A 24,941-nucleotide genomic window follows, 5' to 3' on the forward strand; every position below is an offset into this window, starting at 1 on the left:
CTACTCAGACCACGGCAGCAACCAGGGAGGAAGGCGACCATGACGCCTCCACACAACTACCTCGCGGTGATCAAGGTCGTCGGCATCGGGGGCGGCGGCGTCAACGCCGTCAACCGCATGATCGAGCACGGCCTCAAGGGGGTCGAGTTCATCGCGATCAACACCGATGCGCAGGCGCTGCTGATGAGCGACGCCGACGTCAAGCTCGACGTCGGTCGCGATTCCACGCGCGGCCTGGGTGCGGGTGCGGACCCCGACGTGGGCCGCAAGGCCGCCGAGGACGCCAAGGACGAGATCGAGGAGCTCCTCAAGGGCGCCGACATGGTCTTCGTCACCGCCGGTGAGGGTGGTGGCACCGGAACCGGTGGCGCACCCGTGGTGGCCAGCATCGCCCGCAAGCTCGGTGCGCTGACCATCGGCGTGGTCACCCGGCCGTTCTCCTTCGAGGGCAAGCGCCGCAGCGGCCAGGCCGAGCTCGGTATCGGCTCGTTGCGGGAAAGCTGCGACACCCTGATCGTCATTCCCAACGACCGCCTGCTGCAGATGGGCGACGCCGCGGTATCGCTCATGGACGCGTTCCGCAGCGCCGACGAGGTGTTGCTCAACGGTGTTCAGGGCATCACCGACCTCATCACCACGCCGGGTCTGATCAACGTCGACTTCGCCGACGTGAAGAGCGTGATGTCCGGCGCGGGGAGCGCCCTGATGGGCATCGGGTCCTCCCGTGGCGATGGCAGGGCGCTCAAGGCCGCCGAGACCGCCATCAATTCACCGCTTCTCGAGGCCTCGATGGAAGGTGCTCAGGGCGTGCTGATGTCGATCGCCGGTGGCAGCGACCTGGGTCTGTTCGAGATCAACGAGGCGGCCTCGCTGGTGCAGGAATCGGCGCATCCCGAAGCCAACATCATCTTCGGAACCGTCATCGACGACTCGCTCGGCGACGAGGTGCGCGTCACCGTCATCGCCGCAGGTTTCGACGCCGGTGGCCCCAGCCGCAAGCCGATCAGCGGTACGGCCGCGCCTGGCACGGTGGCCCCCGGGAAGGCCGGCCAGGTCAACGGTTCCAACGGGACCAGCATTTTCGACACGATCGACGCACAGAGCCTGCCCAGGGACACCAACGGTTCTACGGTGACGCTCGGTGGCGGCGATGAGGACGATGTCGATGTGCCGCCGTTCATGCGGCGCTGACGGCTTGCTACTTAACCGACGAACTACCCTCTGACGTATGGGTTTTCGAGTTCGACGTGTCACCACCACCCGGCGCGGTGGCGTGTCACGTGCGCCTTTTGACAGTTTCAACCTCGGCGATCACGTTGGTGACGACCCCGATGCGGTGGCTGCTAACCGGTCACGCCTCGCGGGTGCGCTGAGCTTGCCGGACGATCATCTGATCTGGATGCAGCAGGTTCACGGCGACAACGTGCACCGCGTCGAGGGGCCCGGAACATCGGTTATCCCGGACACGGACGCGTTGTTGACCACCGAACCCGGTATCGCGCTGGCGGTCCTGACCGCGGACTGCGTCCCGGTGCTACTCGCCGATGCGAGCGCGGGAGTCATCGCGGGTGCCCACGCCGGTCGGGTCGGCGCCAAACTCGGCATCGTGCCGCGCACCGTCGAAGCCATGGTGGAAGCCGGTGCGGAGGTAGGCCGTATCTCGGCCTTTCTCGGGCCGGCGGTAAGCGGCCGGTATTACGAAGTGCCGGCCGATATGGCCGCGGATGTCGAGACGGCGCTGCCGGGGAGTCGCACTACGACCGGCGCCGGCACGCCGGGCCTGGACCTGCGGGCCGGAATCGCCCGGCAGCTTTCCGGATTGGGTGTGCGGGCCATCGACATCGATCCGCGCTGCACGGTCGAGGACCCGGATTTGTTCAGTTATCGCCGTGAGCCGCGTACCGGCCGGCTGGCCTCGGTGATCTGGCTCAGTTGATGACGCGTGCCGATGAGCTGAGCACCGCACTGGCAGCGGTGCGCGAGCGAGTCCGCGTTGCCGCCGAGGCTGTTGACCGCGACCCGCAAGAGATCGAACTGCTGCCCGTCACCAAGTTTTTCCCGGCGGCCGACGTCCAGGAGCTGTACTCGTTGGGCTGCCGCGCGTTCGGGGAGTCGAGGGATCAGGAGGCTGCCGCCAAGGTGGCGGAGGTGGGCCATGCGGATATCCAATGGCACATGGTGGGCAATCTGCAGCGCAACAAGGCGAAATCGGTTGCCCACTGGGCCTATTCGGTGCATTCGGTGGACAATTCGCGGCTGGTCGCCGCGCTGGACACAGCGCGCGCGGCGGGGGACAGCAGCGAGCCACTGCACGTGTACCTCCAGATCAGCCTCGATGGCGATACCGCTCGGGGCGGAGTGGATATCGCTGACGTGGCCGGAGTCGACGAGCTGTGCGCGCAGGTGGTCGCCAGCGAGCATCTCGAGCTTGCCGGGTTGATGGCTCTGCCTCCTCGTGAGGCCGATGCCGACCAGGCCTTTCGCCGACTCCAGCAAGAACACGAACGCGTTCGGCGGCGCTATCCGCAGGCGAATCACTTATCGGCAGGAATGTCCAACGACCTGGAGACCGCCATTAAATATGGGTCCACTTGTGTGCGTGTCGGAACGGCGCTGATGGGGCAACGACCGCTAACGTCACGGTAGATCGTCACTCCAGTCACATTTGCAACACAGCTGTAGAGACCGAGCGAACAACTGAACTCCATATAGCCCACGCACGGAAGGTCACGCGATGAGCACGCTGCACAAGGTCAAGGCCTACTTCGGCATGGCTCCCATGGACGACTACGACGACGAGTACTACGACGACGTCGACGCGCATGCGCCCCGGCGCGCGTCCGCCGAGGATCGCCGGTACCCGCGCCGTGGCGAGCGGTTCGCCGACGATGCCGAGTACGGCTACGACGAGCCCGGCTACCGTTCCGGTGGTCCTGGTGGTTACGCCGAGGAGGATCGCTTTGCCGCACGGCACCCAGCGCCGCGTGAGTTCGACCGTCCGGCACCGCGTTTGGGCTCATTGAGGGGTAGCGCTCCCACCCGTGGCGCGCTGGCCATGGATCCGCGCCGCGCCGCGATCTTCGAAGAGGGCAGCCCGTTGTCCAAGATCACCACGCTGCGCCCCAAGGACTACAGCGAGGCACGCACCATCGGTGAGCGGTTCCGCGACGGCACCCCGGTCATCATGGACTTGGTGTCGATGGACAACGCCGATGCCAAGCGCGTGGTGGATTTCGCGGCCGGACTCGCGTTCGCGTTGCGCGGTTCGTTCGACAAGGTGGCGACGAAGGTCTTCCTGCTGTCTCCGGCCGATATCGACGTCAGCGCCGAGGAGCGCCGCCGGATCGCCGAGAGCGGCTTCTACTCCTACCAGTAGACCTCTGACGAATTCGGGCGAGAAGATGCGAACTGCATCTTCTCGCCCGAATTCGCTTTAGTGGCAGGGTTTCACAGGCCGCGGATCATGCGGGTCGTCGGGGTCCGGGTCGCCGAACCATCGCGACGGTTCATGTGATCCGTACTCGTCATGCCAGTCCCACCACTCGTACGCGGGGGATTGGGGGTAGCCCGGCGGGGAGTCTTCCCATGTCTCCTGGCGGCCCAGTGCCGTCATGTCGAGGAAGGTCCAGGTGTTGTTGAACGCCTCGTCGCCTCGGTTGTTGATGAAGTAGGTGCGATACACACGGTCGCCGTCGCGGATGAACGCGTTGTGTCCGTGCCAGTCGTGCACGCCCAGGTCCCGATCGAAGGTGCTTTCGGGAACTATTGTGTACCAAGGGATTTTCCATCCCATGCGGTTCTTGATCCGCTCCAGGTCGGCCTGGGACCCACGCGAGACGTAGACCAGTGTGGTGTCGCGTGCGTTCAGGTGCGCCAGGTTGCCTATGTGGTCGGCCATCAACGAGCAGCCGGTACAGCCGTGCACGGGCCAGTCTCCGGTACCGGGATCGATAAAGGCGCGGTACACGATGAGCTGGCGGCGTCCCTGGAACAACTCGAGGAGGTTCATCGGCCCCTCCGGACCCTCGAACCGATAGGAGGCGTTCACCTCGGTCCAGGGCATGCGCCGTCGCTTGGCGGCCAATGCGTCACGCGCCCGGGTGAATGCCTTCTCTTCGACGAGCATCTGCTGGTATGCGGTGTCCCATTCCGGTGCCGACACGATCGGGGGTGTCTTCATGATGTTGCCTTCTCTATGGTCTCGGCGAGGTGCTTTATTCGTGCCAGTCGGCGATCCCAAGCCGCTCCCACGGCGCTGAGCTGCTCGGCGATGCGGGCGACCTGCTCGCCGTTGGCGCGATACTGCTTCTCCCGCCCCTGGGAAGTGGCACGGACCAGGCCCGCCTTGTCGAGGACCGCGAGATGTTTGGTCACGGCCTGGCGGGTGACCGGCAGGCGCTCACTCAATGTCGTGGCCGTCGCCACGCCGTCGTTGAGGATGAGGTCGAAGACCCGCCGCCGGGTCGGATCGCCGACCGCCGCCCACAGGTCGTCGTCGATTACTGCGGTCATGACCGCCCTGCCAGCTCGCCCACACAGGGAGCCAGCCGGGGCAGGTGCTGCGCCCAGCCTTCCTCATGCGACTCGTACTGTTCGACGACCTCGGCCTCGGTGCGTCCCTGGTCCCGGAAGCCGACTTCGGTCATGTGCACCCGCGTGCCCGCGCCCGAGGGCGTGAGCTCAAATGTCACCAGTAGCGAATTCCCGTCGTTCGCCAAGTGCCCTTCTGGATAACACCAACGGAATGAGAACAGCCTCGGCGGCTCCACGTCGACGAGCGTCAGGCCGTAGACATGGACCTCACCGGCTTCCTCGCCGTGAAAGGAGATCTGGCCCCGGGCGCCCGGAGCCGGGGCGAACTCGGCGTCGTCCGGCCACCATTGCTTCATATGTTCCGGGCGGCTGATGACGGAGAAGACGACCTCCGGTGGGGCGTCGACGTACAGCTCGCGCTCGATGCGTTCGTATGACATGTCTCTCCCTACTCGCAACTATCGGTTGCGTTTCAGCATAGGGGCCGGCTCAATAATATGCAACCATTGGTTGCTAGTGGTGGCGCCTGTGGCATCGCCCAGGGGTTTCGTTGTGTGACAGGCGGTCCGGTGGGGCCTGCCGGTAGGCTGCGACTGTTGTTACGAGAAGCCCGCGCGTGGTTTTCACGCTTGGTTGGTGAGGGATCCCTTGGCACTGTTTTTTGAGATCATTGGCTATGCGCTTCTGCTTTTCTGTTTGCTGCTGTTCGCCCGCATAGTGATCGAGACCATTCAGTCCATTAGCCGCGACTGGCACCCGCGAGGCGCCACGGTGGTGATTCTGGAGCTCATCTTCACGGTCACCGACCCTCCGGTGCGGTTATTGCGCCGCCTCATTCCACCCCTCTCCCTTGGCGCGGTGCGATTCGATTTGTCCATTACTTTGTTGCTTTTGGTCGGATTCTTTGGCATGCGGGTGGCGTTCCTGATGGCCGCTGGCTAAGCCTCCAGCGACGCTGAATTTCGGTATTCAACTCACATCGATCTGGATACGAATGCGCGTCATATCCAAAGCCTCAGAGTATTTTTATGCACGTCAGAGGGATACTTAACAAGCTCTGCTGCGACCGGCGGGTCTGATGTGACAGGATGGACGCCAGTTACAGTGAGACGCCACGTTCGCTTTACACTGCAATACGATTCCAGACGTCGAGACTTGATAGGGGCAGGCAATGCCGCTTACACCAGCTGATGTACATAACGTCGCGTTCAGTAAGCCACCCATCGGTAAGCGCGGATACAACGAGGACGAGGTTGACGCCTTCCTCGACCTGGTGGAGAACGAGCTGGCCCGCCTGATCGAGGAGAACTCGGATCTGCGTCAGCGGGTTCAGGAGCTGGACCAGGAGCTGGTCGAGGCCCGCAAGGGTGGCGGCGCCGCCCCCGTCTACGAGGCGCCCAAGCCCGAGAAGAAGCCGGAGCCCGCTAAGCCCGAGCCCACGCCGGCGCCGGTTGTGGCCGCCGCTCCCGTCGCGGCGTCGACAGAGGAGCACCATGTCCGCGCGGCCAAGATCTTGGGTCTGGCGCAGGACACCGCGGACCGTCTGACCGGGAACGCCAAGTCCGAGTCGGAAAAGCTGCTCGCCGATGCTCGCGCAAATGCGGACCAGATTGTCAGCGAGGCCCGCGCCACCGCCGATAAGACGGTCACCGAGGCACGGTCCAAGGCCGAGGCGCTACTCTCGGATGCCCAGACCCGTTCCGAGACCCAGCTGCGCCAGGCGCAGGAGAAGGCCGATGCCCTGCAATCCGATGCCGAGCGCAAGCACTCGGAGATCATGGGCACCATCAATCAGCAGCGCACGGTGCTGGAAGGTCGTCTGGAGCAGTTGCGTACATTCGAGCGCGAGTACCGCACCCGGCTCAAGACCTACCTGGAGTCTCAGCTCGAGGAGCTTGGCCAGCGCGGTTCGGCAGCACCCGTCGATGCGGGCGCCTCGAATGAAAACGCATCCAAGGAAGCCGGTTTCGGCCAGTTCAACCGTGGGAACAACTACTGATCTAGATCGGTCTATGCTCGCGGCACGTATGAGGAGTGATTCGCGATGCTGATCGTCGCACTGGTATTGGCCGCAGTCGGTCTGGCGGCCCTGGTGACCGCGGTAGTCACCAGTAATGAGGTTCTTGCCTTTGTCTGTATCGCCGCGGCCGCCGTCGGCGTGGTGCTCATGATCGTCGACGCGATCCGGGACCGGCATGCCGGTGCACTGGAATCCGACGAGGAGTCCGACCAGGAGGCCGAGGCAGGCGAGAACGAGCCCGAAGGCGCAGATTCCGGGGAACCTGCCGCCGACTCTGCCGAGAGTGACGCGAAAGCCGATGTGGCGGAAGCTGATCCAAGCGAGACATCTGTGATCCCACGGGTGTCGGAGACGTCTTCCTCTGCCGCTGCCGCGGTGAGCCTCAAGGAGGTCGCCACCGCGGCGCACCACCATCCCTCGGCCGAAGAGACTTACGAGCAATTCGACGTCGACGACGATGATGAGGACGAGCCACAGCGCTCGTGACCGGACTTTGCCAGATGTCGCGTAGCGCTGCCGTGGGCGCGGCCATCGCCGCGACCCTCACCCTGTCGGCATGCCACGCCGCCGAGCCCGCTGCGGGTGGCCACTCGGATGCGGTGGCCAGCATTGTCCTAGTGACGGCCCAGACGACCGTCCCGCAGCCTCCTTCGTCCGGCACGCTCGGCGAAGAGCCGGACGGGGGAGCATTGTCCGCTCCGGTAAGCCCATTCGACACCACGTCGCTAGCGGTCATCAGGCTGGACCCTCCGCTGCTGCGCGCTGTCCAAGATGCCGCCACCAGCGCGGCGGTCGACGGTGTGACACTTGTGATCACGTCGGGCTGGCGGTCGCGGGCTTTCCAGCAGCAGTTACTCGATGACGCGGTACAGACATACGGAAGCCTGGCGGTGGCACGGCAGTGGGTGGCCACTCCCGACGAATCGCATCATGTGCAGGGCAAGGCCGTCGATATCGGCCCCGCGTCGGCCTACGGGTGGATGCTGGCGCACAGCACGCAATTCGGCCTGTGCCAGGTCTTCGCCAACGAGAAGTGGCACTACGAGCTCACCGCGGATGCCGAAGGGCAATGCCCGCCGCTGCGTACCAACGCGGCAGGCTGACCCCAGACTCGCTTCTACTTCGGACCGGCTGCGGCCTTGGTGAGCTGTCCTGAGATGGATTCCAGTGCCTGGGTGAGGCTTTGGAAAGGGATTTCGGGGTCGCGTTCGTGGTAGATGGCCGCGACGATTATCGGCAGGGTGACCGCCGCTTCAGGATGTTTCGTGACGTCCATGCGGGCTGTCGCGTCCTCGACGGGGGTGCCCTGGTCGTAGAGACGGTTCGCTTGCTCGTGTAAATCCGACCAGAACGCGATGCCGCGATCGATGGCCGCGTCGATCTCGCACCCGACCAGCACTGGACCATGACCGGGCACAACGGTTTTGGCGCCAAAGGCGCGGATACGCTCCAGCGCGGCGATCCAGTTGGGGATCGAACCCGACCAGACGACTTTCACGATGCCGTGGGTCAGCAAGTCGCCGGAGAAAAGCACCTTGTGTTCGGGGAGGAAGGCGATCGCGTCTCCGACGGTGTGGGCCGGACCGAGCTCGTGCAACTCGACGTCTAGCTTGCCCACCCGAAGCGCCCTCTCGCCCGAGAACGTGGTGTCCGCGGGACGGACGCGTACCTCATCGAAGCGGAAGGGCCTGGCCAGTGGGGCCAACACGTGCATATCTGATGACGGGTCGGCGCTGCCGCCCAGGAGCTCGGCGGTCAGATCGGCGTGCTCTTGCACCATGAGCGCACTGGCGGCTTCGGTGGCGATGATCTCAACATCGTTGGCGAATACCTGATTACCGAAGAAGTGGTCGCCGTCGGTGTGCGTGTTGAATACATATCGCACCGGGGCGCTGGCGGTGTGCTGCCCGAACGCATCACGCATCTCCTGCGCGTGCCGCACATCGTAAAGGGTGTCCACGACCAGTGATTCGCCATCGCTTACCACCAGACCCGCGTTGGCGAGCCCGAAACCCTCGTCGCCGGAAAGGAAAACGTGTGCGCCTCCGCCGAGTTGGACGAGTCCCTTGTGGAACGCACAGTCCTGTGTCATATCAGTTCTGCCCTTCTTCTGAACGCAATGTGTTCGTGGCGGTCGTGAGGATGTCCTGCGTCGCATCCTCGCCGTCGGCGGTGATGCCCAGCGTCTTGAGGAAGAGTGCTGTCATCACGTAATGCCCGGTGAGCAAAACGATTTCGGCGATTTCGTTGTCAGAGTAGAACTTCTGGACGGCTTCGGTATTTGCGGGTGGGCCCGCGATCCCGGCAAGGATTTCGTCGACGAAACCGATGAGCGCAGCGAGGCGCTCATCGCCGAACGAGTCTGCTCCGGACACAACAGCGTCGATCACCCCGGTCGGCACTCCGACTCGCTGTGCCTCGGGAGTATGGTGGTGTATCTCGTACTGCGCGCGCGTGACCGCACCGACCCGCAAGATGACCAATTCTCTGGTCTCGGGGGACAATCCGCCGTCCCTGAAGGAGAGGCCCAGCGTGAGATAGGGCTTGGCACTGTTTTTCGTCATCACCAGTCCCCGGGTCAGATTGGCGGGGAACAGCTCGAATGCTTCCCGTTGCGCGGGGCTCAAATCGGCCACCGTCGGTAGAACGACGCTCATGGATTTCCTTTCCTCGGGCAGTCCTGGCGGCAAGAGCCCTGCACTAAGAAACGGATCGTATCTTGTATGGATCGATCGTATCACGCGTAAGATACGCAACGTGTCTACTGGAGGCGTGAAGGAAAGCGCAGAAGCGTCGCCGGCCGATGGCGGCACACGGCGGCGCGACGAAGCGCTGATGTCGGCAATCCGCGACGCGACGTACGCGGAGCTGAAGGAGCACGGATACTCCGGGGTCACTTTTGAGGGGGTGGCCCGTCGTGCCAAGACCAGCAAGCCGGTGCTGTACCGCCGTTACCGATCACGCGCGCACATGGTCGCCGACGCGCTGCCGACGCTGCGATACCCACCTACCCGGCTCGCGTCGGCCAGCTCCCTGCGTGAAGACGTATTGGCACTGTTGGGGGCCTTGCTCCGGGAGCTGCAGCGCATCGGGATTGGGAACTATCGCTGCCTATTGGCGGAGGCCGACGACGAGCTGGCCGAAGAAATGACCACGGCAATCGCCGGATGGGTCGACCAAACAGTGCTGCAGGCATTGGCGGAGGCCCGCGAGCGCGGTGAGATCGGCGCGGAAGACATCCCATTGCCTGTTGCGACAAGCATTCTCGCGCTCATGCGTCACGAGTTGTTTTTCGCCCGCAAGCAGTTTGACGACGACAAGCTCGCGGAGCTGTTCGATACCGTTTATCTGCCGTTGATCAATCTCACGTCGCGTCGCGGCTAGAAAGCAGCTTCGCTCGTTTCAGTCGTGTGTGTCCGAGGGGGGACTTGTCCGTCTACGACACGGGTCGTGGTCTGGCGATTGGGGCGCTGACCGCTTCGGTCAAGCACCGGTCCACGTTTTTCGCTCAATCGCAACCCTGAGGAGCTCGCCCATCGGGCGGCCAGCCGTCGGTACCGGACTCAAGCGGAATATTCAGAGATCGAAGCAGGATCGAAAAGAGCCGCCAATTGGCGATTGCTCCGACAAGTTCGACCAAAACGGCGTGATCGCTATTGAATGCCTTCTGGCACCCAGCCCAGTTTTCCTCGGAGATGACCCCGTCGCGTACCACATCATCGGTCGCTGCGAGGACCGCACGCTCGACTGGCCCGAGGCTTTCGGAATTCTGCCAGTCGCGCACCGCCAGGAGATCATGCTCAGGCACGCCGAGCAGTGTGGCGATTCGCCAATGTTGAGTCCATTCGTATTCGGAGCCAGTAATCCAGCCGATGCGCATGATGACCAGCTCGCGTAGCCGCGCGTCAAGGGAACCGCGGAAGAGTAACGCGTCTAGCAGCCCATACAGCGCAACCGCCACACGCGGCTGATGAAGTGCCACGCGGAATACCGACAGGTCTGCCAACTCTTCGGGCAACCCACATTCGGCAGCTCGCAGCTGGGCCTGCTCACGGTCGAGCATCGGTACGCGTTCCGCCATGGTCACGGGTGGCCCTCTCTGTTGAACCTCTGCCCACGCCGTTAGGGCGTGGGCAAAAAGACGTTGTGCAGCGCCCCACTTGATCGGGCACTTTCATCTGCAAGCGAAGTGAGCAGCTGCGCGAGCCCAGCGAATCCGGTTGATTCTCTGGTGATCCGGTCGAACGGCCAGCGGCCCAGGGCGAGAATCTCGAGGGCTGCCCGGTGGGCGGGATACTCCACGCCGAGTGCGCCTACGACGTGTAATTCTTTATAGACCAACAAGTCTGGTTCAAACCGGGGCGTGCCGCCTCCTCCACGGGTGCCGGCCACCACAATTGTGCCGCCGGGCCTGGCAAGGCCGACGGCATCGGCGAACGCGGAGGGTGCTTTAGCGGTGACGTCGACGACCACGTCGGCAAGCCGTCCGCCTGTCTCACGCTGGAGCGCGGTCACTGCATCGTCCTGCGATACATCGATGGGCAGGTCGACACCGAATGATCTGGCTATGGCCAGTCGTTGTTCGTCGCGTGGGCCTACGCCGGTCATCGCGACGAACGCGGCTCCCGCCTCTTTGGCCGCCACCGCCGCACAGATTCCGCGGATGCCGGGCCCCAGGATCGCTACGACGTCCCCGGCCTTGGTGTCGGGAAGAGTCGCCCCCCACTGGATACCGGCCCCGAGAGGGTTGAACAACGTGGCGAGAACGGGGTCCATGTCTTCGGCAATCGGGAGCAGCATCGCGTCCCACGGAAGCTCCACATGGGTGGCGTATCCGCCCCATAAGCCCGCGCCGACCTCCACGTCGACAAACCCGAACATGGTGGCGATGCCGTTCACCGCGCACCGCCGGTATTCGCCGCGGCGGCACTCGGGGCAGTCTCGGCAGGACCGGAACACCTCAACGGCCACGCGCTGGCCGGCTTGTACACCCCAGCGTTGGCCAGCCGCAGCGCCAACATGTTCGACGATGCCGACGATTTCGTGCCCTGGAACGAATGAGAAGCCGGCAGGCAGGTGTCCGGTGAATTGTTCGTGATCTGTTCCGCACAGACCGCATGCTTCAACTCGCAGGATCGCACCCCGGTCGCCGACGTCGGGGATGGTCATCTGGCGCCGCTGCAGACTCCGCGGTCCGGTCAGCACCATCGCCTCGGCGATCATGGAAGCTCGAACCCGGTGAACGACCCTGTGTTTCGGAGGCACACCGTTTTACCTACGTACATTTCCGCGCCCATCGCCTCGGCGATCTGCGGATCGTCGCTGCGTGCGACGACTCTTTGCCCGTCGGACAGGTGCGCGATGATCGGAGTCCATCGAGGTTGGCCGTCTCGGTCGTAGACGACGGTGTATCCGTCGACTGTCGCGCAACCGGTCGCCTCGTCGGCGCCTGCGACGGCCAGCCGCGATGAATCGATTTGAGCTTGTTCGACCGCCGTGTCGAGCAGTCGCCACCCGGCTGGTGGCGGGGTGGCCGACCACACACCGACCGAATGCTTCGTCGAATACCACCCGAGGCCGGTGACGAGTCCGGCATCGGTTGGGTCGCGTCGGCACCGTCGGACCATCTCCACGATCGAGTGGCTGACGTAATTGTTTCCGGGACCGCCGTGATAAGGCAGGCCTCCGGTTACTGTGAGGCCTCTGTCGTCGAGGGGGTCCAAGTCGAGAGCCTCGGCAGCCATCTCAATTGCCGACGGGAAGCAGGAGTAGAGGTCGAACCACCGGATGTCGTCGGTGGTCAACCGGCCCGCATCGAGAGCCTTCCGTGCCGCTACCTCGATACCCGATGAGCGGCTGAGGTCCGGCCGTTCCACGGGGAAGTACACGTCGTTGCAAGTCGCTGCTGACCAGGGAAAGACCCAACGATCGCGCGCGACGCCTAATTCGTCCGCCACCTCGGCCGCCATGAGAATGAAGGCGGCAGCCATGTCGACGGACATGATGCTGTTGAGCAGCTTGGGATAGGGCAAGCAGACCATGCGGTTTTCCGCGGTGACTTCGCTGAGTTCGGTGGCACTTCGTGCGCGTGGGAACCAGGCCTGTTCCGGATGGCGTGCCGCCTCGGCTGTGAACGGGGCCATCAGCGTGCCCAGCCACTCCCGTTGAGCATCGAAGTCGCGGCCGTGGCGCGCGGCGATCGCGGACTCGAAGATGGGATACACCTCGTGCGGCCAACTCAGACCCACCGACAATTCGGCTTGACTCAGCCCGGGGCGGGCGTCGCCCAGGGATTCGTCGTCGGAGCGGGGTGGGGGCGGCGAGTCGAGAAGTGCCCCGCCCTGAAGCTTGCGTGCGGAATGCCCGCTCTCCGCCCCGACGACCAGGACGACATCTGCACGGCCTTCGCCTATTTCGCCACCCAACACTTCGACGAGATACTGCGGGGTGTTTCCGCCGACGGGACAGCTGATGCGGCGGGCGGGACTGATGTGCATCGCTTCGGCGATCCTGCTGGCGGGATTGTCGCGCGGTATGACCAGGATGCCCGGAGTCGCGACGGTGTCGATGCGCCGCTCGACCGGGCGACTTGCGTCTTTGACCGCGCGGCGTGCGGCTTCTACCGCCAAGTCGATCGGGTCCACGAAGTCGTTCCCGCGATGGGTAACTTCGCCCACGCCGACGACAACCGGGGTACGCGCTTCTACCAACATCGGCATCGGCATCCGCTCAGGGCCACGGGGCTGACTTGAGACATAACTGCGATGGTGTCATGTGCGTGGGCAAGTCACAATGGTGTGCGCTCGCGGCATACTGGCTGTGTGTCGACGAGGTTGTTGAGATGGGGCGCCGCCGCGCCGACAGATCGTGGGTCCGCTCGCGACCGGTTGCTCGATGCTGCCGAGCGGTGCCTCGAGAGTTGCGGTGTGGTGGGCACGACCATGGAGGACATCGGCAGAACAGCGGGTGTGTCCAGGGCAACGGTGTATCGCTACTTCCCCAGTCGGGAGGCGGTGATGTCGGGTGTCATCATTCGCGCCGCCGAGCGCTATCTCGACCGCATCAGCCCGCGGATCGCGGCGCACGCCGACCTGGGCTCCGCGCTCGTCGATTTCGTGGAATACACGGTTGAGGCCGCGCGCCGCGAAGAGATCATCGGATTGTTGTTCGGCAGCGACGAGGAACTCGCCGGCGTGGGTCTCGCGGCGGGGACCTCGACGTCCCTCTTCGAAATCGTCACCGAATTTCTGCGTCCCATCTTCACCAGACACTGGAGTTGCGTGGAACCGGGCGTCTCCGTCGACGACGCCGCCGAGTGGGTTGTCCGCACGATATTGAGCCTGCTGACTGTTCGAGGGCCGCGGGAGCGCAGTCGTGACGGACTCCGGGCGTTTCTGTCGAGGTTTCTCCTTCCGGCGATCCTGGCGGGTGACCACGCTCGACCGATGTGACATCTATGGCGTAATGTCTCGACGGCAGATGAGGTAGGAGGGCCTGTGCAATTCACCACGTTCAACGAACAGGTCGCTGAGCAACTAAAGAGCGCAGCAGAAACCACGGGCGGGTTGGCCGGTTACCTCGGCTTCCGTCACACCGAATTCACTGCGGGACGGCTCGTCGCGGAGATGGACGCACGCGACGACCTGAAGACGCCTTTCGGGAACCTGCATGGGGGCTGCTTATCGGCCATGGTCGACCACTGCCTCGGAGTGGTGTTTTATCCCGTGATTCCACTGGGATCTTGGGTCGCGACAACGGAGTTCAAACTGAATCTGCTTCGTCCGGTCTCTAGCGGCACCTGTGTAGCCACAGCCGAGATCATCTCGCTGGGCAGAACCAGCGGTGTGGCGCGTATCGACATCTGCAACGACGGCAGAGCGGTGTGTGCGGCCCAGGGAACCGTCACCGTCGTCGCACCGAAGACGAGCTCCTGATGTCGGCAAAGAGAACAGGCGATTCGTCGGCTCCTGTGGTCGAGCGCGTGCCCACGGCGGACGGGCTGACGCTGGCGGTCGACCTCTACCGCTGTGATGCGCCGCGGGCGGTCGTGTTGCTCCTTCACGGCGGAGGTCAAAGCCGACACGCCTGGGACGTCACCGCCCAACGCCTGCACCAGCGGGGCTACACGGTGGCCGCGTACGACACCAGGGGACACGGGGACAGCGACTGGGACCCCGACGGACGCTACGACGGGGACCGGCTTGGATCCGACCTATTGGCCGTGCGCTCATACGCCGATTCCGGCCGCCCCGTCGCCGCGATCGGCGCCTCTCTGGGCGGCTTGACCATTCTCGGAACACACTTGCTCGCCCCGCCGGACCTATGGCAGGCCGTCGTCCTGGTTGACGTCACTCCGCGAATGGAGATGGAAGGCGCCCGACGAGTCGTAGCGTTCATGTCGGCACACCCCGAAGGTTTCGACAGCCTAGAGTCGGCCGCTGACGTGATCGCCGCCTACAACCCGCACCGCCCTCGCCCCGAAAACCTCGACGGCCTCCGAAAAGTCCTCGCCCGTCGCGAAGACGGTCGCTGGGCCTGGCGATGGGATCCAGCTTTCGTGACGTCGAATTTCCAGTTCCTGCAGGGTGATCCAGACGAAGGCGCTAAAGACTTCGACATGATGAGCGCGTTCCTTCTTGATGGTGCGAGGCAGGTGTCCGCGCCAACGCTGCTGGTCCGGGGCCTACTATCTGACATGGTCTCCGAAGAGACAGTAAAGCATTTCCTGACCGTCGTTCCGCACGCGCAAACCGTTGACGTATCGGGCGCGGGACACATGATTGCCGGCGACAACAACGACGCATTCTCGACGGCGGTCGTCGAATTCCTCGACAGGACCACATGAACCCTGCTGTCGGTTGACTGCCCATGTAGGGCTGGCGCCTATCCTGCTCCTATGCCAACTGAACCAGCGCGGGTGTCTTTCCGCCGGCATGTGCGCGAAAAGGTTTTGAGGGCGACACGAGAACTCGCCATCGAGAAGGGCTGGGATCAGGTCCGGATGAGCGAGGTTGCCGAATCGGTCGGCGTCTCCCGCCCGACGTTGTACAAAGAGTTCGGCGACAAACAGGGGCTCGGCGACGCGCTTGTGGTGTCGGAGGGCCAGCGCTTTATGGAAGGCATTCTTGCCGTCCTTGCCGAACACGTGGGCGACGTGCGGGGCGGCATCACCGCAGCGGTGCAATTCACCCTCTGTGAAGCAGAAGACAGCCCGCTCCTCAAGGCAGTTCTGACGTCCAACCCTTCGGGGAATGATCGCGGTGGCTCGTCGTCTACTGGAGTCCTACCTCTTCTGCCGACGTCGGCTTCCCTGCTTCAGCTCTGCTCCGCGGCTCTGATCACGTGGTTTAACGACCACTTCGACGATCTCGATCCCGAAGACGTTGAGGAGGTCGCAGATGTTCTGGTGCGACTGACAGTGAGTCATGTTGTACTCCCAGCCGCGGACATCGCCACCACCGGTGAGCGGATCTCCCGCGTAGCACTCAGGTACCTGGGAGTTGTCCACAGTTTGTAACTAGCAAGCTCTCGTGTCAGATCGAGCCGGCGAGGAGCTCTGAGCGGTCAACTCGGAGCTGCTGGCTGATGGCCCGCTTACTGAACATGAAATCGCGAGGACGGTTGACGCAGTCGGCGGCGATGAGTTCACGATCGCGGAAGTAGAAGCAGCTGAAGTCACGGTCACGCGACGGGTCGCCGCTGAAGACCACTTCGTCGTATCCGGTGTTGAGACCGGCGATCTGGAGTTTGAGATCGTACTGGTCGGACCAGAACCACGGAAGCGCAGCGATTGCGCTGTGTTTTCCGCAGATTGTCGCCGCAGCGATCTTGGCCTGCTCGCCGGCGCTCGATACGGATTCCAAACGAATACGCGAGCCGTATCGAGCCATGGTGTGGCTGGTGCAGTCGCCGGCGGCCACGATGTCGGGGTCGCTGGTGCGGGCCTGGTCGTCGATCACGATGCCGTTGTCGACGGATAATCCTGCGGCCGAGGCGAGCTCGGTGTTCGGCACCACACCGACGCCGACGATGACCAAGTCGGCGGGGATCGGTTCGCCGCCTGCCAGCACGACCTCCTGCACTCTGCCGTTGCCGGAGAAGGCTTCGACGAGAGCGTGTGTTCGGATCTCCACTCCCTCGCCGTTGTGGATTCGGGTGTAAAACGCGGAAACCTCCGGCGCGGTGACCCGTTCGAGTACACGCTCGGTTGCCTCGAGGACGGTGACGTTCATGCCGAGCGAACACAGCGAGGCCGCCGTTTCCAACCCGATGTAACCGCCGCCCACGATCACAACCCTCCGACCCGGTGTAGCGGCGGCACGGATCAACTCGACGTCTGCAGCGGTACGCAGGTAGTGAATTCCGGGAAGATCCACCCCTGGTGTGGGGAGTCGTCTGGCCCTTGCGCCGGTGCACAACGCGAGCTTGGTGTACGTCAGCGTGTCGCCGGTGCTCAGAGACACACGCTTGGCACTCCGGTGGATCGCCTCCACGGTCGCATTCAAGAGTCGAATGTGCTGCTTTTCGTAGAAATCAGCGCCGCGAATCAGGAGGTCGTCGAGGCCGTTCTTGCCGGCCAGGTATCCCTTCGACAACGGAGGCCGGTGGTAGGGCAGTCCCCCCTCGTCGCCGATGAGCACGACCTCCCCAGACCACCCCTCCCTTCGAAGATTAGCTGCCAACTGCGCGCCGGCGTGGCTCGCGCCGACGATCACCGCTCGTTCGGGAGTCACGCACTTGGCCTGGGAGTGAGGCGAACCATCAGCTTGCTGATACCCCTGACGATATTCGATTGCACATACTCGGGTTCGCCGACCACCTCGATGTTCTCAAAGCGAGGGAGCAATTCCTCCCACAGGATTCGAAGCTGCAACTCAGCAAGTCGGTTTCCCATGCACCTGTGCACGCCGAACCCGAACGAGATGTGATTGCGGGCGTTGCTCCTATCGATGATCAACTCATCGGCCCGCTCGAAGACACGCTCATCGCGGTTACCAGAGGCGTACCACATCACGACCTTGTCGCCCTTGCGGATGAATTGCCCGTTCAACATGATGTCTTTTTTCGCGACTCGGCGCATGTACGCCAACGGGGTCTGCCAGCGAATGATCTCGGATACCATGTTGGGAATCAGGTCAGGGTTCGCCTTCAACTTCTCGAACTGATCGGGGAACTGGTTCAAGGCGAGAACCCCTCCGCTCATCGAGTTGCGAGTCGTGTCGTTTCCCCCGACGATCAGCAGTACCAAATTGCCGAGGAATTCCATCGGGCGGTCGATGAGATCCTTAGTGTCCTCGTTGGCCTGCAGCATCGTGATCAGATCGAAGCCCGGTCGCTCCCCGTTGGCGGTACGGGCCGCCTTGTCATGCCAGAGAGCGCTGAGACCCTTCGCCATGTCGACCATGCCACGAAACACTCTGTCGTTGTCGGAAGGACCACCATTGGCTTGCTCCATGGAGGTGGCGAGGTCCGACCATTCCACGAGCTTGTGCCGCTGCTCGTACGGGAAGTCCAGCAGGGTCGCGAGCATGCGCGCTGTCAGTTCGATGGAGACGTGGTGCACCCAATTGAACGGCTGATCCACCGGTAGATCGTCCAGCACTTCCTGGACACGCGAGCGGATCAGCCCCTCCATCTCGCGCAGGTTCTTCGGCGCGACAACCCCTTGGACGGAAGCGCGCTGCAAGTCGTGTTGTGGCGGATCCATCGCGATGAACATGGCGATGTCCATGAAGCGGGGCGGTCTCCCGATGATGATGAACGGCTCTGCGGAGAAAGCCTCGTGGTTCTTGTCGACGGCGATGATGTCCGCGTGGCGGGTCACCGACCAGAACGGGCCGAACGCACTGTGAGCCTGGTAGTGCACCGGCGCCTCGTTGCGCACGCGTTCGAAGTAGGACTTCCAGCGGCCTTGGCGGTAGAGGAACGGGTTGCTGAGATCGATGTCGGCGATATCAACGTCCTCGACCGGAGGAATGGGCGTCTCGGTGAAGATCTTCTTACCATTGGTTCCGGTTACCCACCGGCGTGTCTTGTCGTAGAGGTGTGCGCCGCGGATTTGCAGCTCCAGAGGCACGGCAGACTGGGCTTTGGCGGCCACTGCCGCGGGAATACTCATTATTGTTTCCTCCAAATCCATGACGTTGTTTCAGAGCTGGAACTCAGGTAGCTCGACCGTCAAGCCATCCCATGCCTCGGAGGCGGACATCTGGCAAGACAGCCTCGACGTCCGCTGACGCTCGGGGTTCATCGCGAGCATCTCCTCTTCGTTGGCGCCGCAGAGTCCCACCGTGTCCGACCACTCGGGAGCGACGATCACGTGGCACGTTCCGCATGCGGCTTCCCCTCCACAATCGCCGTCGATGCCGGGCACCGCGTTGTTGACCGCAACCTGCATCAAGGACTGCCCTTCGGCCAAGGGGGCTTCGTACTTCTCGCCGTCGTGAGAGACGAAGGTGACGACTGCCATGATTAACTCTCCTCAATTTGGAACTCCTCTATTTAGCGTTGTCGCGCGTGACCAGCGTCGCTAGGCTCGCAGGAGTCAAAAAGTTGTGTTTTTAGCTCACGCGCAGGGAGGCACGTGAAACTCGACGACTCGGGTATGCCAGCGCTGGCTTTCCTGCAGATGCTGGACAGTGAGGCGCTGGGGCATGACGCCAGCATTGCGCTCCGCAGCATCATGGTTCGCGAGCACGTTACCGAGTCGATGTTGGTGGGTCGCGACGCGCAGGTCCCCTTACGGTGGTTCAGGGAGATATATTCCGATTTCGATTGTGATCAGGGAACCCGTCTGGGTTTCGCGTTCGCTGAACACGCCAAACTGACGTCCTTTGGGGCACTCAGTGTTCCCTTGGTCAGCGCGGGCTCGGTAGCCGAGGTTGTCGAGTTGCTTGCTTATCTGCCGGTGATCACCACAGCCCTCAGCCCGACGTTCCATTCGACGGAACGCGGCCTCACGATCGGGCTCACCGGTCGCACCGGTGACGCGGGCCTGAACTGCCTGGCCGTCACCTACGGTGGGCTGGCGCTGTTGCGTCTGCTCGACATGCTCGCGGGTGCCGTACCGAATATTGAACTGCATTTAAGTCATTCAGCGCCGGAGTCGTGGGTTCTTCATGACGAAGTGTTGGCGGGTCGGATCTTCTTCGACGCCCCCAGCTCGTTCGTCCACGTTCCCGCGGCTTCGCTCGAGGAGGACTGTCGATTCTCCGATCCTGTGGCGTACCGGATTGCCGTCACCGATTTGCAGCGAACTCTCGATCAACGACGTGACACGTCGGTCTCCGAAAAAGTAAGGGACCTGCTCGAAAAAGATCCCGGAAAAACGAACATCAGCCGGACGGCGGGCGAGCTTTCGATATCCCCGAGCACGTTGAAGCGGCGCCTCCGCGAAGAGGGGACCACCTTTCGCGAATTGCGTCAGTCGTTCTTGCGGGAGCGAGCAATTCTGCGACTTCTCGACAGATCGTTGTCTGTAAGCGAGATCGCGGCAGAACTCGGGTACGCGGAGCTCACGAACTTCACACATGCCTTCAAACGGTGGACCGGTCGTTCACCGCGCCACTTCAGAAAAACGCGCGACTGAGGGCTATAGATCCGCCCCGGCGTGTGCCGGGCGACCATCGGAACCAGCGGGCTTCACGATCGGCCTCATCTGTCACCTGGACATCGTCGAGAAACGACACGATCGGCGCGGGTTTCGGTCATCGCAGCACCCTCTTGGGAAGAGGCGCAAGGACATTCCAGAGAATCCATACCGCGCTAGCGGCGGGTGCGGGCGGGGGTGACGCGGACCTCTAGGCACGCTATGCTAACCGTCGTTCACGTCGGGACCGGCGTTGGACGCGTGGTCGAGAGGAGTCCGGATGCCACACGACCAGCCGGCCATCATCGGTGCCGCCGAACTCGCTCCAGGGAGAAACGTTCCGTACACCTCCACTGAATTGCATGTGCGCGCCGCGGTCGCGGCTCTCGCCGACGCAGGGGTGGTCCCAGACGAGGTCGACGGTCTGGTGTGCGCCGGGCCGATGACGAACGAGGGTTCGATCTTCCTGTCCGAGGACCTCATGGACTATCTCGGGCTGCACAATCTGAAACTTCAGATGACCTGTCAGCTTGGCGGCGGGACCCATCTCGCCATGACGCGCATGGCGAGTAACGTCATCGCCCGGGGCGAGGCCGAGACGGTGCTGGTCGTGTCGGCGGGCAAGTTTCCACCGATCCGCGATGGCGGGCGCGAACTGATGGCGCTGGTGTGTGACCACGCGTTCGAGATGCCCTATGGACCGTCCGTGCCGGCGCTCTACGGTTTGATCGCGCAGGCCTGGATGCACGAGACGGGACAGGGCAAGGCGGACATCGCCGAGGTCACCGTGTCGCAGGACCGTTGGGCCGCACTGAACCCCGCGGCTATCGCGCACGGCGCTCAACGCCTGACTGTGGAGGACGTGCTGGCGTCCCGGCCGATCGCCGGGCCGTTCCACTTCTACCACTGCTCGATTCCCTGCGAGGGCGGTGGCGCGCTGGTGCTGGGCTCGGCCCGCCGGGCTCGCGCGGGCAAGCACCGGCCGGTGCATTTGCTGGGCTTTGGAGAGGGTCACACCCACGGTTTTCTGACCTCGCTGGCCCGGCCGGGTCGTACCGGGGCCGCCCGTTCGGGTCCGATGGCCTTTGAGCGCTCCGGACGGGCGCCGGCCGACGTCGACATCGCTTTGCTCTACGACGCCTTCGCCTCCAACCCGGCGATGATCCTTGAGGAGGCGGGTTTCGTGAAGCCCGGTGGGGCAGGCGATTTCTACCGTGACGGCTGCGCCGATCCGGGGGGCGACCTTCCGGTGAACACCGACGGCGGCCTAATCCGGTTCGGGCACACCGGGACCTCCTCTGGCATTTCGCAGATCCTTGAGGGTTACTGGCAGTTGTCCGGTCGCGCCGAGGGCCGTCAGGTGCCCGGGGCGGATACCGCGTTCGTGCACAGCTACGGCTCGATGCTGTGCAGTCACGTCAGCATGGTGATGGAGGGAGCGTCATGACCGCAGCTTCGAGTTCTCTCGACGGTCTGCACGATCCTGAGGCGCTGCCGCCGCTGACCGATGTCAACCGTCCCTACTTCGCAGCAGCGGCCCGCGGTGTACTCGTCTTCCAGCGGTGCGCGAACGACCACCCTTTCCTCTACCCGCGGCTGGTGTGTCCCGTCTGCCATGACGGTGAGTTGGCCTGGGAGACCGCGGCGGGTACTGGTGAGATCGTCAGTTTCGCGCCGGTGTACCGCCCCCCGTGGGACTCGTTCCCGCGCAGCGAGCCGTACGTCGTCGTGCTCGTTCGTCTGGACGAGGGGCCGCAGTTGTTGGCCAGTCTCGAGGGCGTGGCCCCAGATGAAGTTGCGATCGGGGCGAGAGTGCGCGCAGTGTTCGAGCGGGTGAACGAGGACCTTGGGCTGGTCCGATTCAGGCTGGCGGCGTCGTGACCACGTACGGGGTCTCGGTGCTCGGCGCGGACTTGGCCACCCTTGTCGAGACCGCCGAGGCTACCGACCTCGCCGGCTTCGACGCCGCCTGGGCCTCGGAGTTCTACTCGCGCTCCGGCTCGATCTCGATGGCCGCGATGGCCGCGCGCACAAAGCGCTGCCGCATCGGGTCGTCGATCCTGTATGGCGTCGGGCGCAGCCCGCTCGTGCTCGCCACCGAGGCGCGTGACCTCGACGAGCTTTCAGGCGGGCGCGTCGTACTCGGGCTCGGCAACGGTACACGCCGCATGATGAGCGACTGGCACGGCGTGGAGGACACCTCCGCTCCCGCTCTGCGCATGGAGGAGCTGGTCCCGCTCGTGCGTCGGATCTGGAACCTGCACGAGGGCCCCGTGCGCCATGAGGGGCGCTTCTACCGGATGAATCTCGTCCCAACCGGCGACGTCGCGCCGCCGAAGCGAGCGATCCCGATCATCACCGCGGGCGTGCGTCCGCGGATGTGCGAGGTGGCAGGGCGCGTAGCCGACGGGTTGGCTGGTCATCCGCTGTTCACCACGACTTACGTCGAGGAGGTCGCCCGCCCAGCCGTCGTGCGCGGTGCGGAGCGGGCCGGACGCGATCCCGCCGACATTGAGATCGTCTCGATGGTCATCTGCGCGGTGCACGACGACCCACAGATCGCACGTCGTGAGGCCGCGCAGCAGATCGCGTTCTACTCCTCGGTGAAGACCTACGAGCACGTGCTCGACGTCAGCGGTTTCGCCAGGCAGGCAGCGGCCATCCGCGACGCGTTCGCACGGCGTGACCTGCCGGCCATGTTCGCCGCGGTCACCGACGACATGATCGACGCGATGGCGGTGGCCGGCACCGCCGCCGAGGTCCGAGAAGGGCTGCGCCGCTACGAGGGCGTGCTGGACCACATCGTTCTCTACTCACCCTCGATTGGTCTCGCGCCCGAGCGCATCGCCGAGAACCTCGGCAGCCTCATTCGCGATTGTGCGCCGGCCTTCGCCGGCGGGAAAGGTGACCAGAGTGGCTGACGCATCGCTCATCGGGACGCAACTCGGGAGGACCACGTTTCCCGTCGACCGGTCCAAAGTGCGCGAGTTCGCACTTTCGCTCGGCGACCGCGACCCGATCTACCAGGACGTCGCGGCCGCCCGCGCCGCCGGCTTCGGCGCGATCCCCGCTCCTCCGACCTTCGTCGTCTCCTCGGCTCACTGGCGCGCCGACGACGACATGTTCGGCGCCCTCGGGCTCGACCTGCGACGCGTACTGCACGGTGAGTGCGGCTGGGAGTATTTCGCGCCGGTGTTCGTCGGCGACGAGCTCACCGAGACTCGTCGGGTGTCGAACGTGACCAGCCGCGAGGGGAAGCGCGGCGGCATCATGACAATCGTGACGATCGAGACCGACTTCACCAACCAGCGCGACGAACTCGTCGTGCGCCAGACCGACGTCTTGATCGAAACCGGAGGCTCCACCCAATGACGACATCCCCCGCGCCGGTGGCGTTGGCCATCGGCGACGAGATGCCGACCTCACAGTTCGGCCCGCTGACGCGCTCGCACATCGTTCGCTACGCCGGCTCCGGCGGCGACTTCAACCCGATCCACCACGACGAAGAGTTCGCCCGCGCGGCCGGCATGCCCGGTGTGTTCGGCATGGGACTGCTGCACGGCGGTGTGCTCGCGCAGCGGCTGACCGCCTGGGTGGGGCTGGCCAACATCCGCTCGTTCCGCATCCGGTTCACCGGTCAGGTATGGCCCGGTGACCTGCTCAGCTTCGGCGGCAGGGTCACCGGCGTGCGCGAGGCCGGAGGGCAGCAGGTGGCAGACCTCGAACTCGTGGTCACGCGCCAGACCGGCGAACCCGCGATAAAGGGGAGCGCCGTCGTGCAGGTGACCCGGTGAGCGCGCCAACGAGCGACGTCACCGGCCTCGGGATGACGTTCGGGACCTTCGACGAAGGCCGGGCGTGGGTCGGTCATCGCTCCGAACCGCGGCATGCGTGGTTCCCGATCGACCGCTCGATGGTGTTGTACTACTGCTCGCTCGTCGAGGACGCGAACCCCCGTTACTGGGAGGGTGAGGACTGCCCGCCCGGGCTGCTGATGAGCCTCGGCTTCGCGCCGCAGTGGGTGCCCGGGTACCTAGCGCGTGCCGACATGATGTTCGCGCTCAGCGTCCCGTTGCCGGGCCACCACATCATCAACGCCTCGACGACGACGGAGTTCGAACGCCGGCCCCGGGTAGGCGATCACGTGTCGATCGTGGAGGAGATCGCCTCGATCTCCGAGCCCAAGACGACGCGGGTGGGCACCGGTGTGTTCATCACCACGGTGAGCACCTTCTCCGACCAGCACGGTGAGGTCATCGGCCGCAACACCAACGTGCTCTTCCGATACGACACCGCCGATAGTGAAGGCGCATCATGAACGACTCCACCGAGCGCAGCATGGTCCGCGTCCCCGTGCGGTTCGAGGACATCGCCGTCGGCGACACCCTGACGCCCGTCTCGATCGAGATCAGCTACAAGCGCATCTGCATGAACGCGGCTTCGACATGGGACTGGTTCCCCGGTCACCACGACCCCGACTACGCGCGCAGCCAGGGCCAGCGCACGATCTACCTGTCAACCCTCTTCTTCCATGGCTTCATCGACCGCGGCCTCAACGAATGGGCCGGACCCGACGCGCTCATCCGGCGCCGCAGAATCTCAATGATCCGGTCGATCTATCCGGGCCAGACCGCAACCCTGAGCGGCAAGGTCGTGGCCAAACGCGACGATGGCGGACGGCGCCTCGTCGACCTCGAGTTGCTCGTCTCGAGCGAAGATGGTCCGTGCGTGCCGAGTGAAGCCACCGTTGAGCTGGCCGACCCGTTTGTCGAGGTGCCGGGGTGAGCTGCCACTCACATG

Annotated in this window: 32 protein-coding genes; 21 read left to right on the top strand and 11 right to left on the bottom strand. The window is 64.1% G+C overall.

Features of this window, described 5'->3' with window-relative positions; all coding sequences use genetic code 11:
* Window positions 1-39 precede the first annotated feature (39 nt).
* The 4 genes from ftsZ to HBA99_RS10110 all read left to right on the top strand — a co-directional run bounded on the left by ftsZ (window position 40) and on the right by HBA99_RS10110 (window position 3,376).
* Entirely contained in the window at window positions 40-1,191 is a 1,152-nt protein-coding gene (gene ftsZ, locus HBA99_RS10095) for a cell division protein FtsZ (protein WP_030095503.1), read from the top strand.
* A 37-nt stretch (window positions 1,192-1,228) separates the two neighbouring features.
* Complete coding sequence (gene pgeF / locus HBA99_RS10100) at window positions 1,229-1,936, top strand: peptidoglycan editing factor PgeF (RefSeq protein WP_030095504.1); 708 nt, start codon at window positions 1,229-1,231, stop codon at window positions 1,934-1,936.
* Complete coding sequence (locus tag HBA99_RS10105) at window positions 1,936-2,646, top strand: YggS family pyridoxal phosphate-dependent enzyme (RefSeq protein WP_070916199.1); 711 nt, start codon at window positions 1,936-1,938, stop codon at window positions 2,644-2,646. The genes pgeF and HBA99_RS10105 overlap by 1 nt, the downstream gene beginning before the upstream one ends.
* Before the next feature lie 88 nt (window positions 2,647-2,734).
* Window positions 2,735-3,376 carry a cell division protein SepF gene (locus HBA99_RS10110; protein ID WP_030095506.1) on the top strand — a complete coding sequence of 214 codons (642 nt, stop codon included), beginning with the start codon at window positions 2,735-2,737 and terminating at the stop codon, window positions 3,374-3,376.
* Window positions 3,377-3,433: 57 nt separating this feature from the next.
* Here HBA99_RS10110 and HBA99_RS10115 read toward each other — a convergent pair whose 3' ends face one another.
* The 3 genes from HBA99_RS10115 to HBA99_RS10125 are packed head-to-tail and all read right to left on the bottom strand — an operon-like array spanning window position 3,434 to window position 4,973.
* Window positions 3,434-4,180: a DUF899 domain-containing protein gene (locus HBA99_RS10115; RefSeq protein ID WP_070951093.1), complete on the bottom strand. Its 747-nt coding sequence runs from the start codon at window positions 4,178-4,180 to the stop codon at window positions 3,434-3,436.
* A complete protein-coding gene (locus tag HBA99_RS10120; protein WP_070916197.1) occupies window positions 4,177-4,512 on the bottom strand; it encodes an ArsR/SmtB family transcription factor in 336 nt (111 codons plus the stop codon). Before HBA99_RS10120 ends, HBA99_RS10115 begins: the two co-directional genes overlap by 4 nt.
* On the bottom strand, window positions 4,509-4,973 hold the full coding sequence (locus HBA99_RS10125; protein ID WP_070951092.1) for an SRPBCC family protein: 465 nt from the start codon (window positions 4,971-4,973) through the stop codon (window positions 4,509-4,511). The genes HBA99_RS10120 and HBA99_RS10125 overlap by 4 nt, the downstream gene beginning before the upstream one ends.
* A gap of 208 nt (window positions 4,974-5,181) precedes the next feature.
* Here HBA99_RS10125 and HBA99_RS10130 point away from each other — a divergent pair, with 208 nt between their 5' ends.
* The 4 genes from HBA99_RS10130 to HBA99_RS10145 all read left to right on the top strand — a co-directional run bounded on the left by HBA99_RS10130 (window position 5,182) and on the right by HBA99_RS10145 (window position 7,656).
* Window positions 5,182-5,475, top strand: a complete 294-nt coding sequence (locus HBA99_RS10130; RefSeq protein ID WP_030095510.1) for a YggT family protein — start codon at window positions 5,182-5,184, stop codon at window positions 5,473-5,475.
* Between the two features lie 229 nt (window positions 5,476-5,704).
* Window positions 5,705-6,532: a DivIVA-like cell division protein Wag31 gene (wag31, locus tag HBA99_RS10135; RefSeq protein ID WP_030095511.1), complete on the top strand. Its 828-nt coding sequence runs from the start codon at window positions 5,705-5,707 to the stop codon at window positions 6,530-6,532.
* 45 nt (window positions 6,533-6,577) lie between these two features.
* Complete coding sequence (locus HBA99_RS10140) at window positions 6,578-7,039, top strand: hypothetical protein (RefSeq protein ID WP_070951091.1); 462 nt, start codon at window positions 6,578-6,580, stop codon at window positions 7,037-7,039.
* 14 nt (window positions 7,040-7,053) lie between these two features.
* Window positions 7,054-7,656: a M15 family metallopeptidase gene (locus HBA99_RS10145; RefSeq protein WP_070952249.1), complete on the top strand. Its 603-nt coding sequence runs from the start codon at window positions 7,054-7,056 to the stop codon at window positions 7,654-7,656.
* Between the two features lie 14 nt (window positions 7,657-7,670).
* On the opposite strand, the gene HBA99_RS10150 is transcribed toward HBA99_RS10145, so the two are convergent.
* Together HBA99_RS10150 and HBA99_RS10155 are read right to left on the bottom strand one after the other, a co-directional pair.
* The gene (locus HBA99_RS10150) at window positions 7,671-8,645 is read right to left on the bottom strand and encodes an MBL fold metallo-hydrolase (RefSeq protein ID WP_070951090.1); all 975 of its coding nucleotides are present in this window, start codon (window positions 8,643-8,645) and stop codon (window positions 7,671-7,673) included.
* Window position 8,646: 1 nt separating this feature from the next.
* Window positions 8,647-9,210, bottom strand: a complete 564-nt coding sequence (locus tag HBA99_RS10155; RefSeq protein WP_070951089.1) for a carboxymuconolactone decarboxylase family protein — start codon at window positions 9,208-9,210, stop codon at window positions 8,647-8,649.
* Window positions 9,211-9,388: 178 nt separating this feature from the next.
* On the opposite strand from HBA99_RS10155, the gene HBA99_RS10160 reads away from it, so the two are divergent.
* A complete protein-coding gene (locus HBA99_RS10160) occupies window positions 9,389-9,937 on the top strand; it encodes a TetR/AcrR family transcriptional regulator (RefSeq protein ID WP_070926509.1) in 549 nt (182 codons plus the stop codon).
* Window positions 9,938-10,061: 124 nt separating this feature from the next.
* On the opposite strand, the gene HBA99_RS10165 is transcribed toward HBA99_RS10160, so the two are convergent.
* Genes HBA99_RS10165 through HBA99_RS10175 form a run of 3 tightly spaced genes read right to left on the bottom strand, consistent with a single transcriptional unit; the run spans window position 10,062 to window position 13,266 of the window.
* Window positions 10,062-10,640: a carboxymuconolactone decarboxylase family protein gene (locus HBA99_RS10165; protein ID WP_014382408.1), complete on the bottom strand. Its 579-nt coding sequence runs from the start codon at window positions 10,638-10,640 to the stop codon at window positions 10,062-10,064.
* A 35-nt stretch (window positions 10,641-10,675) separates the two neighbouring features.
* The gene (locus tag HBA99_RS10170; protein WP_017205332.1) at window positions 10,676-11,776 is read right to left on the bottom strand and encodes a zinc-dependent alcohol dehydrogenase; all 1,101 of its coding nucleotides are present in this window, start codon (window positions 11,774-11,776) and stop codon (window positions 10,676-10,678) included.
* On the bottom strand, window positions 11,773-13,266 hold the full coding sequence (locus HBA99_RS10175) for an acetyl-CoA acetyltransferase (RefSeq protein WP_024445489.1): 1,494 nt from the start codon (window positions 13,264-13,266) through the stop codon (window positions 11,773-11,775). Before HBA99_RS10175 ends, HBA99_RS10170 begins: the two co-directional genes overlap by 4 nt.
* Window positions 13,267-13,317: 51 nt before the next feature.
* Here HBA99_RS10175 and HBA99_RS10180 point away from each other — a divergent pair, with 51 nt between their 5' ends.
* The 4 genes from HBA99_RS10180 (at window position 13,318) to HBA99_RS10195 (ending at window position 16,070) form a co-directional block, all read left to right on the top strand.
* Window positions 13,318-14,004 carry a TetR/AcrR family transcriptional regulator gene (locus HBA99_RS10180; RefSeq protein WP_011560606.1) on the top strand — a complete coding sequence of 229 codons (687 nt, stop codon included), beginning with the start codon at window positions 13,318-13,320 and terminating at the stop codon, window positions 14,002-14,004.
* Between the two features lie 45 nt (window positions 14,005-14,049).
* A complete protein-coding gene (locus HBA99_RS10185; protein ID WP_011560605.1) occupies window positions 14,050-14,487 on the top strand; it encodes a PaaI family thioesterase in 438 nt (145 codons plus the stop codon).
* Window positions 14,487-15,398 carry an alpha/beta fold hydrolase gene (locus HBA99_RS10190; protein ID WP_011560604.1) on the top strand — a complete coding sequence of 304 codons (912 nt, stop codon included), beginning with the start codon at window positions 14,487-14,489 and terminating at the stop codon, window positions 15,396-15,398. The genes HBA99_RS10185 and HBA99_RS10190 overlap by 1 nt, the downstream gene beginning before the upstream one ends.
* A gap of 90 nt (window positions 15,399-15,488) precedes the next feature.
* Window positions 15,489-16,070, top strand: coding sequence for a TetR/AcrR family transcriptional regulator (locus tag HBA99_RS10195; protein WP_005110548.1), 582 nt, complete (start codon window positions 15,489-15,491; stop codon window positions 16,068-16,070).
* A 16-nt stretch (window positions 16,071-16,086) separates the two neighbouring features.
* Here HBA99_RS10195 and HBA99_RS10200 read toward each other — a convergent pair whose 3' ends face one another.
* The 3 genes from HBA99_RS10200 to HBA99_RS10210 are packed head-to-tail and all read right to left on the bottom strand — an operon-like array spanning window position 16,087 to window position 19,022.
* Window positions 16,087-17,286, bottom strand: coding sequence for an NAD(P)/FAD-dependent oxidoreductase (locus tag HBA99_RS10200; protein ID WP_011560602.1), 1,200 nt, complete (start codon window positions 17,284-17,286; stop codon window positions 16,087-16,089).
* Window positions 17,283-18,671, bottom strand: coding sequence for a cytochrome P450 (locus HBA99_RS10205; protein ID WP_070951088.1), 1,389 nt, complete (start codon window positions 18,669-18,671; stop codon window positions 17,283-17,285). The genes HBA99_RS10200 and HBA99_RS10205 overlap by 4 nt, the downstream gene beginning before the upstream one ends.
* A gap of 30 nt (window positions 18,672-18,701) precedes the next feature.
* On the bottom strand, window positions 18,702-19,022 hold the full coding sequence (locus HBA99_RS10210; protein ID WP_011560600.1) for a 2Fe-2S iron-sulfur cluster-binding protein: 321 nt from the start codon (window positions 19,020-19,022) through the stop codon (window positions 18,702-18,704).
* Between the two features lie 114 nt (window positions 19,023-19,136).
* Here HBA99_RS10210 and HBA99_RS10215 point away from each other — a divergent pair, with 114 nt between their 5' ends.
* The 8 genes from HBA99_RS10215 (at window position 19,137) to HBA99_RS10250 (ending at window position 24,926) form a co-directional block, all read left to right on the top strand.
* Window positions 19,137-20,141, top strand: coding sequence for a helix-turn-helix domain-containing protein (locus tag HBA99_RS10215; RefSeq protein WP_070951087.1), 1,005 nt, complete (start codon window positions 19,137-19,139; stop codon window positions 20,139-20,141).
* 280 nt (window positions 20,142-20,421) lie between these two features.
* Window positions 20,422-21,588, top strand: a complete 1,167-nt coding sequence (locus tag HBA99_RS10220) for a thiolase family protein (RefSeq protein WP_011560598.1) — start codon at window positions 20,422-20,424, stop codon at window positions 21,586-21,588.
* Window positions 21,585-22,022, top strand: a complete 438-nt coding sequence (locus HBA99_RS10225; RefSeq protein WP_011560597.1) for a Zn-ribbon domain-containing OB-fold protein — start codon at window positions 21,585-21,587, stop codon at window positions 22,020-22,022. The genes HBA99_RS10220 and HBA99_RS10225 overlap by 4 nt, the downstream gene beginning before the upstream one ends.
* Window positions 22,019-23,062: an LLM class flavin-dependent oxidoreductase gene (locus HBA99_RS10230; RefSeq protein WP_014382413.1), complete on the top strand. Its 1,044-nt coding sequence runs from the start codon at window positions 22,019-22,021 to the stop codon at window positions 23,060-23,062. The genes HBA99_RS10225 and HBA99_RS10230 overlap by 4 nt, the downstream gene beginning before the upstream one ends.
* Window positions 23,055-23,513 carry an FAS1-like dehydratase domain-containing protein gene (locus HBA99_RS10235; protein WP_011560595.1) on the top strand — a complete coding sequence of 153 codons (459 nt, stop codon included), beginning with the start codon at window positions 23,055-23,057 and terminating at the stop codon, window positions 23,511-23,513. The genes HBA99_RS10230 and HBA99_RS10235 overlap by 8 nt, the downstream gene beginning before the upstream one ends.
* Window positions 23,510-23,935: a dihydroxy-acid dehydratase gene (locus tag HBA99_RS10240; RefSeq protein ID WP_011560594.1), complete on the top strand. Its 426-nt coding sequence runs from the start codon at window positions 23,510-23,512 to the stop codon at window positions 23,933-23,935. Before HBA99_RS10235 ends, HBA99_RS10240 begins: the two co-directional genes overlap by 4 nt.
* Window positions 23,936-23,967: 32 nt before the next feature.
* Complete coding sequence (locus HBA99_RS10245; protein WP_017205330.1) at window positions 23,968-24,459, top strand: FAS1-like dehydratase domain-containing protein; 492 nt, start codon at window positions 23,968-23,970, stop codon at window positions 24,457-24,459.
* Entirely contained in the window at window positions 24,456-24,926 is a 471-nt protein-coding gene (locus HBA99_RS10250) for a hotdog family protein (protein WP_011560592.1), read from the top strand. Before HBA99_RS10245 ends, HBA99_RS10250 begins: the two co-directional genes overlap by 4 nt.
* Window positions 24,927-24,941: the final 15 nt, after the last annotated feature.

The organism is Mycobacteroides chelonae, from assembly GCF_016767715.1.
Taxonomy (GTDB): Bacteria; Actinomycetota; Actinomycetes; order Mycobacteriales; family Mycobacteriaceae; genus Mycobacterium; species Mycobacterium gwanakae.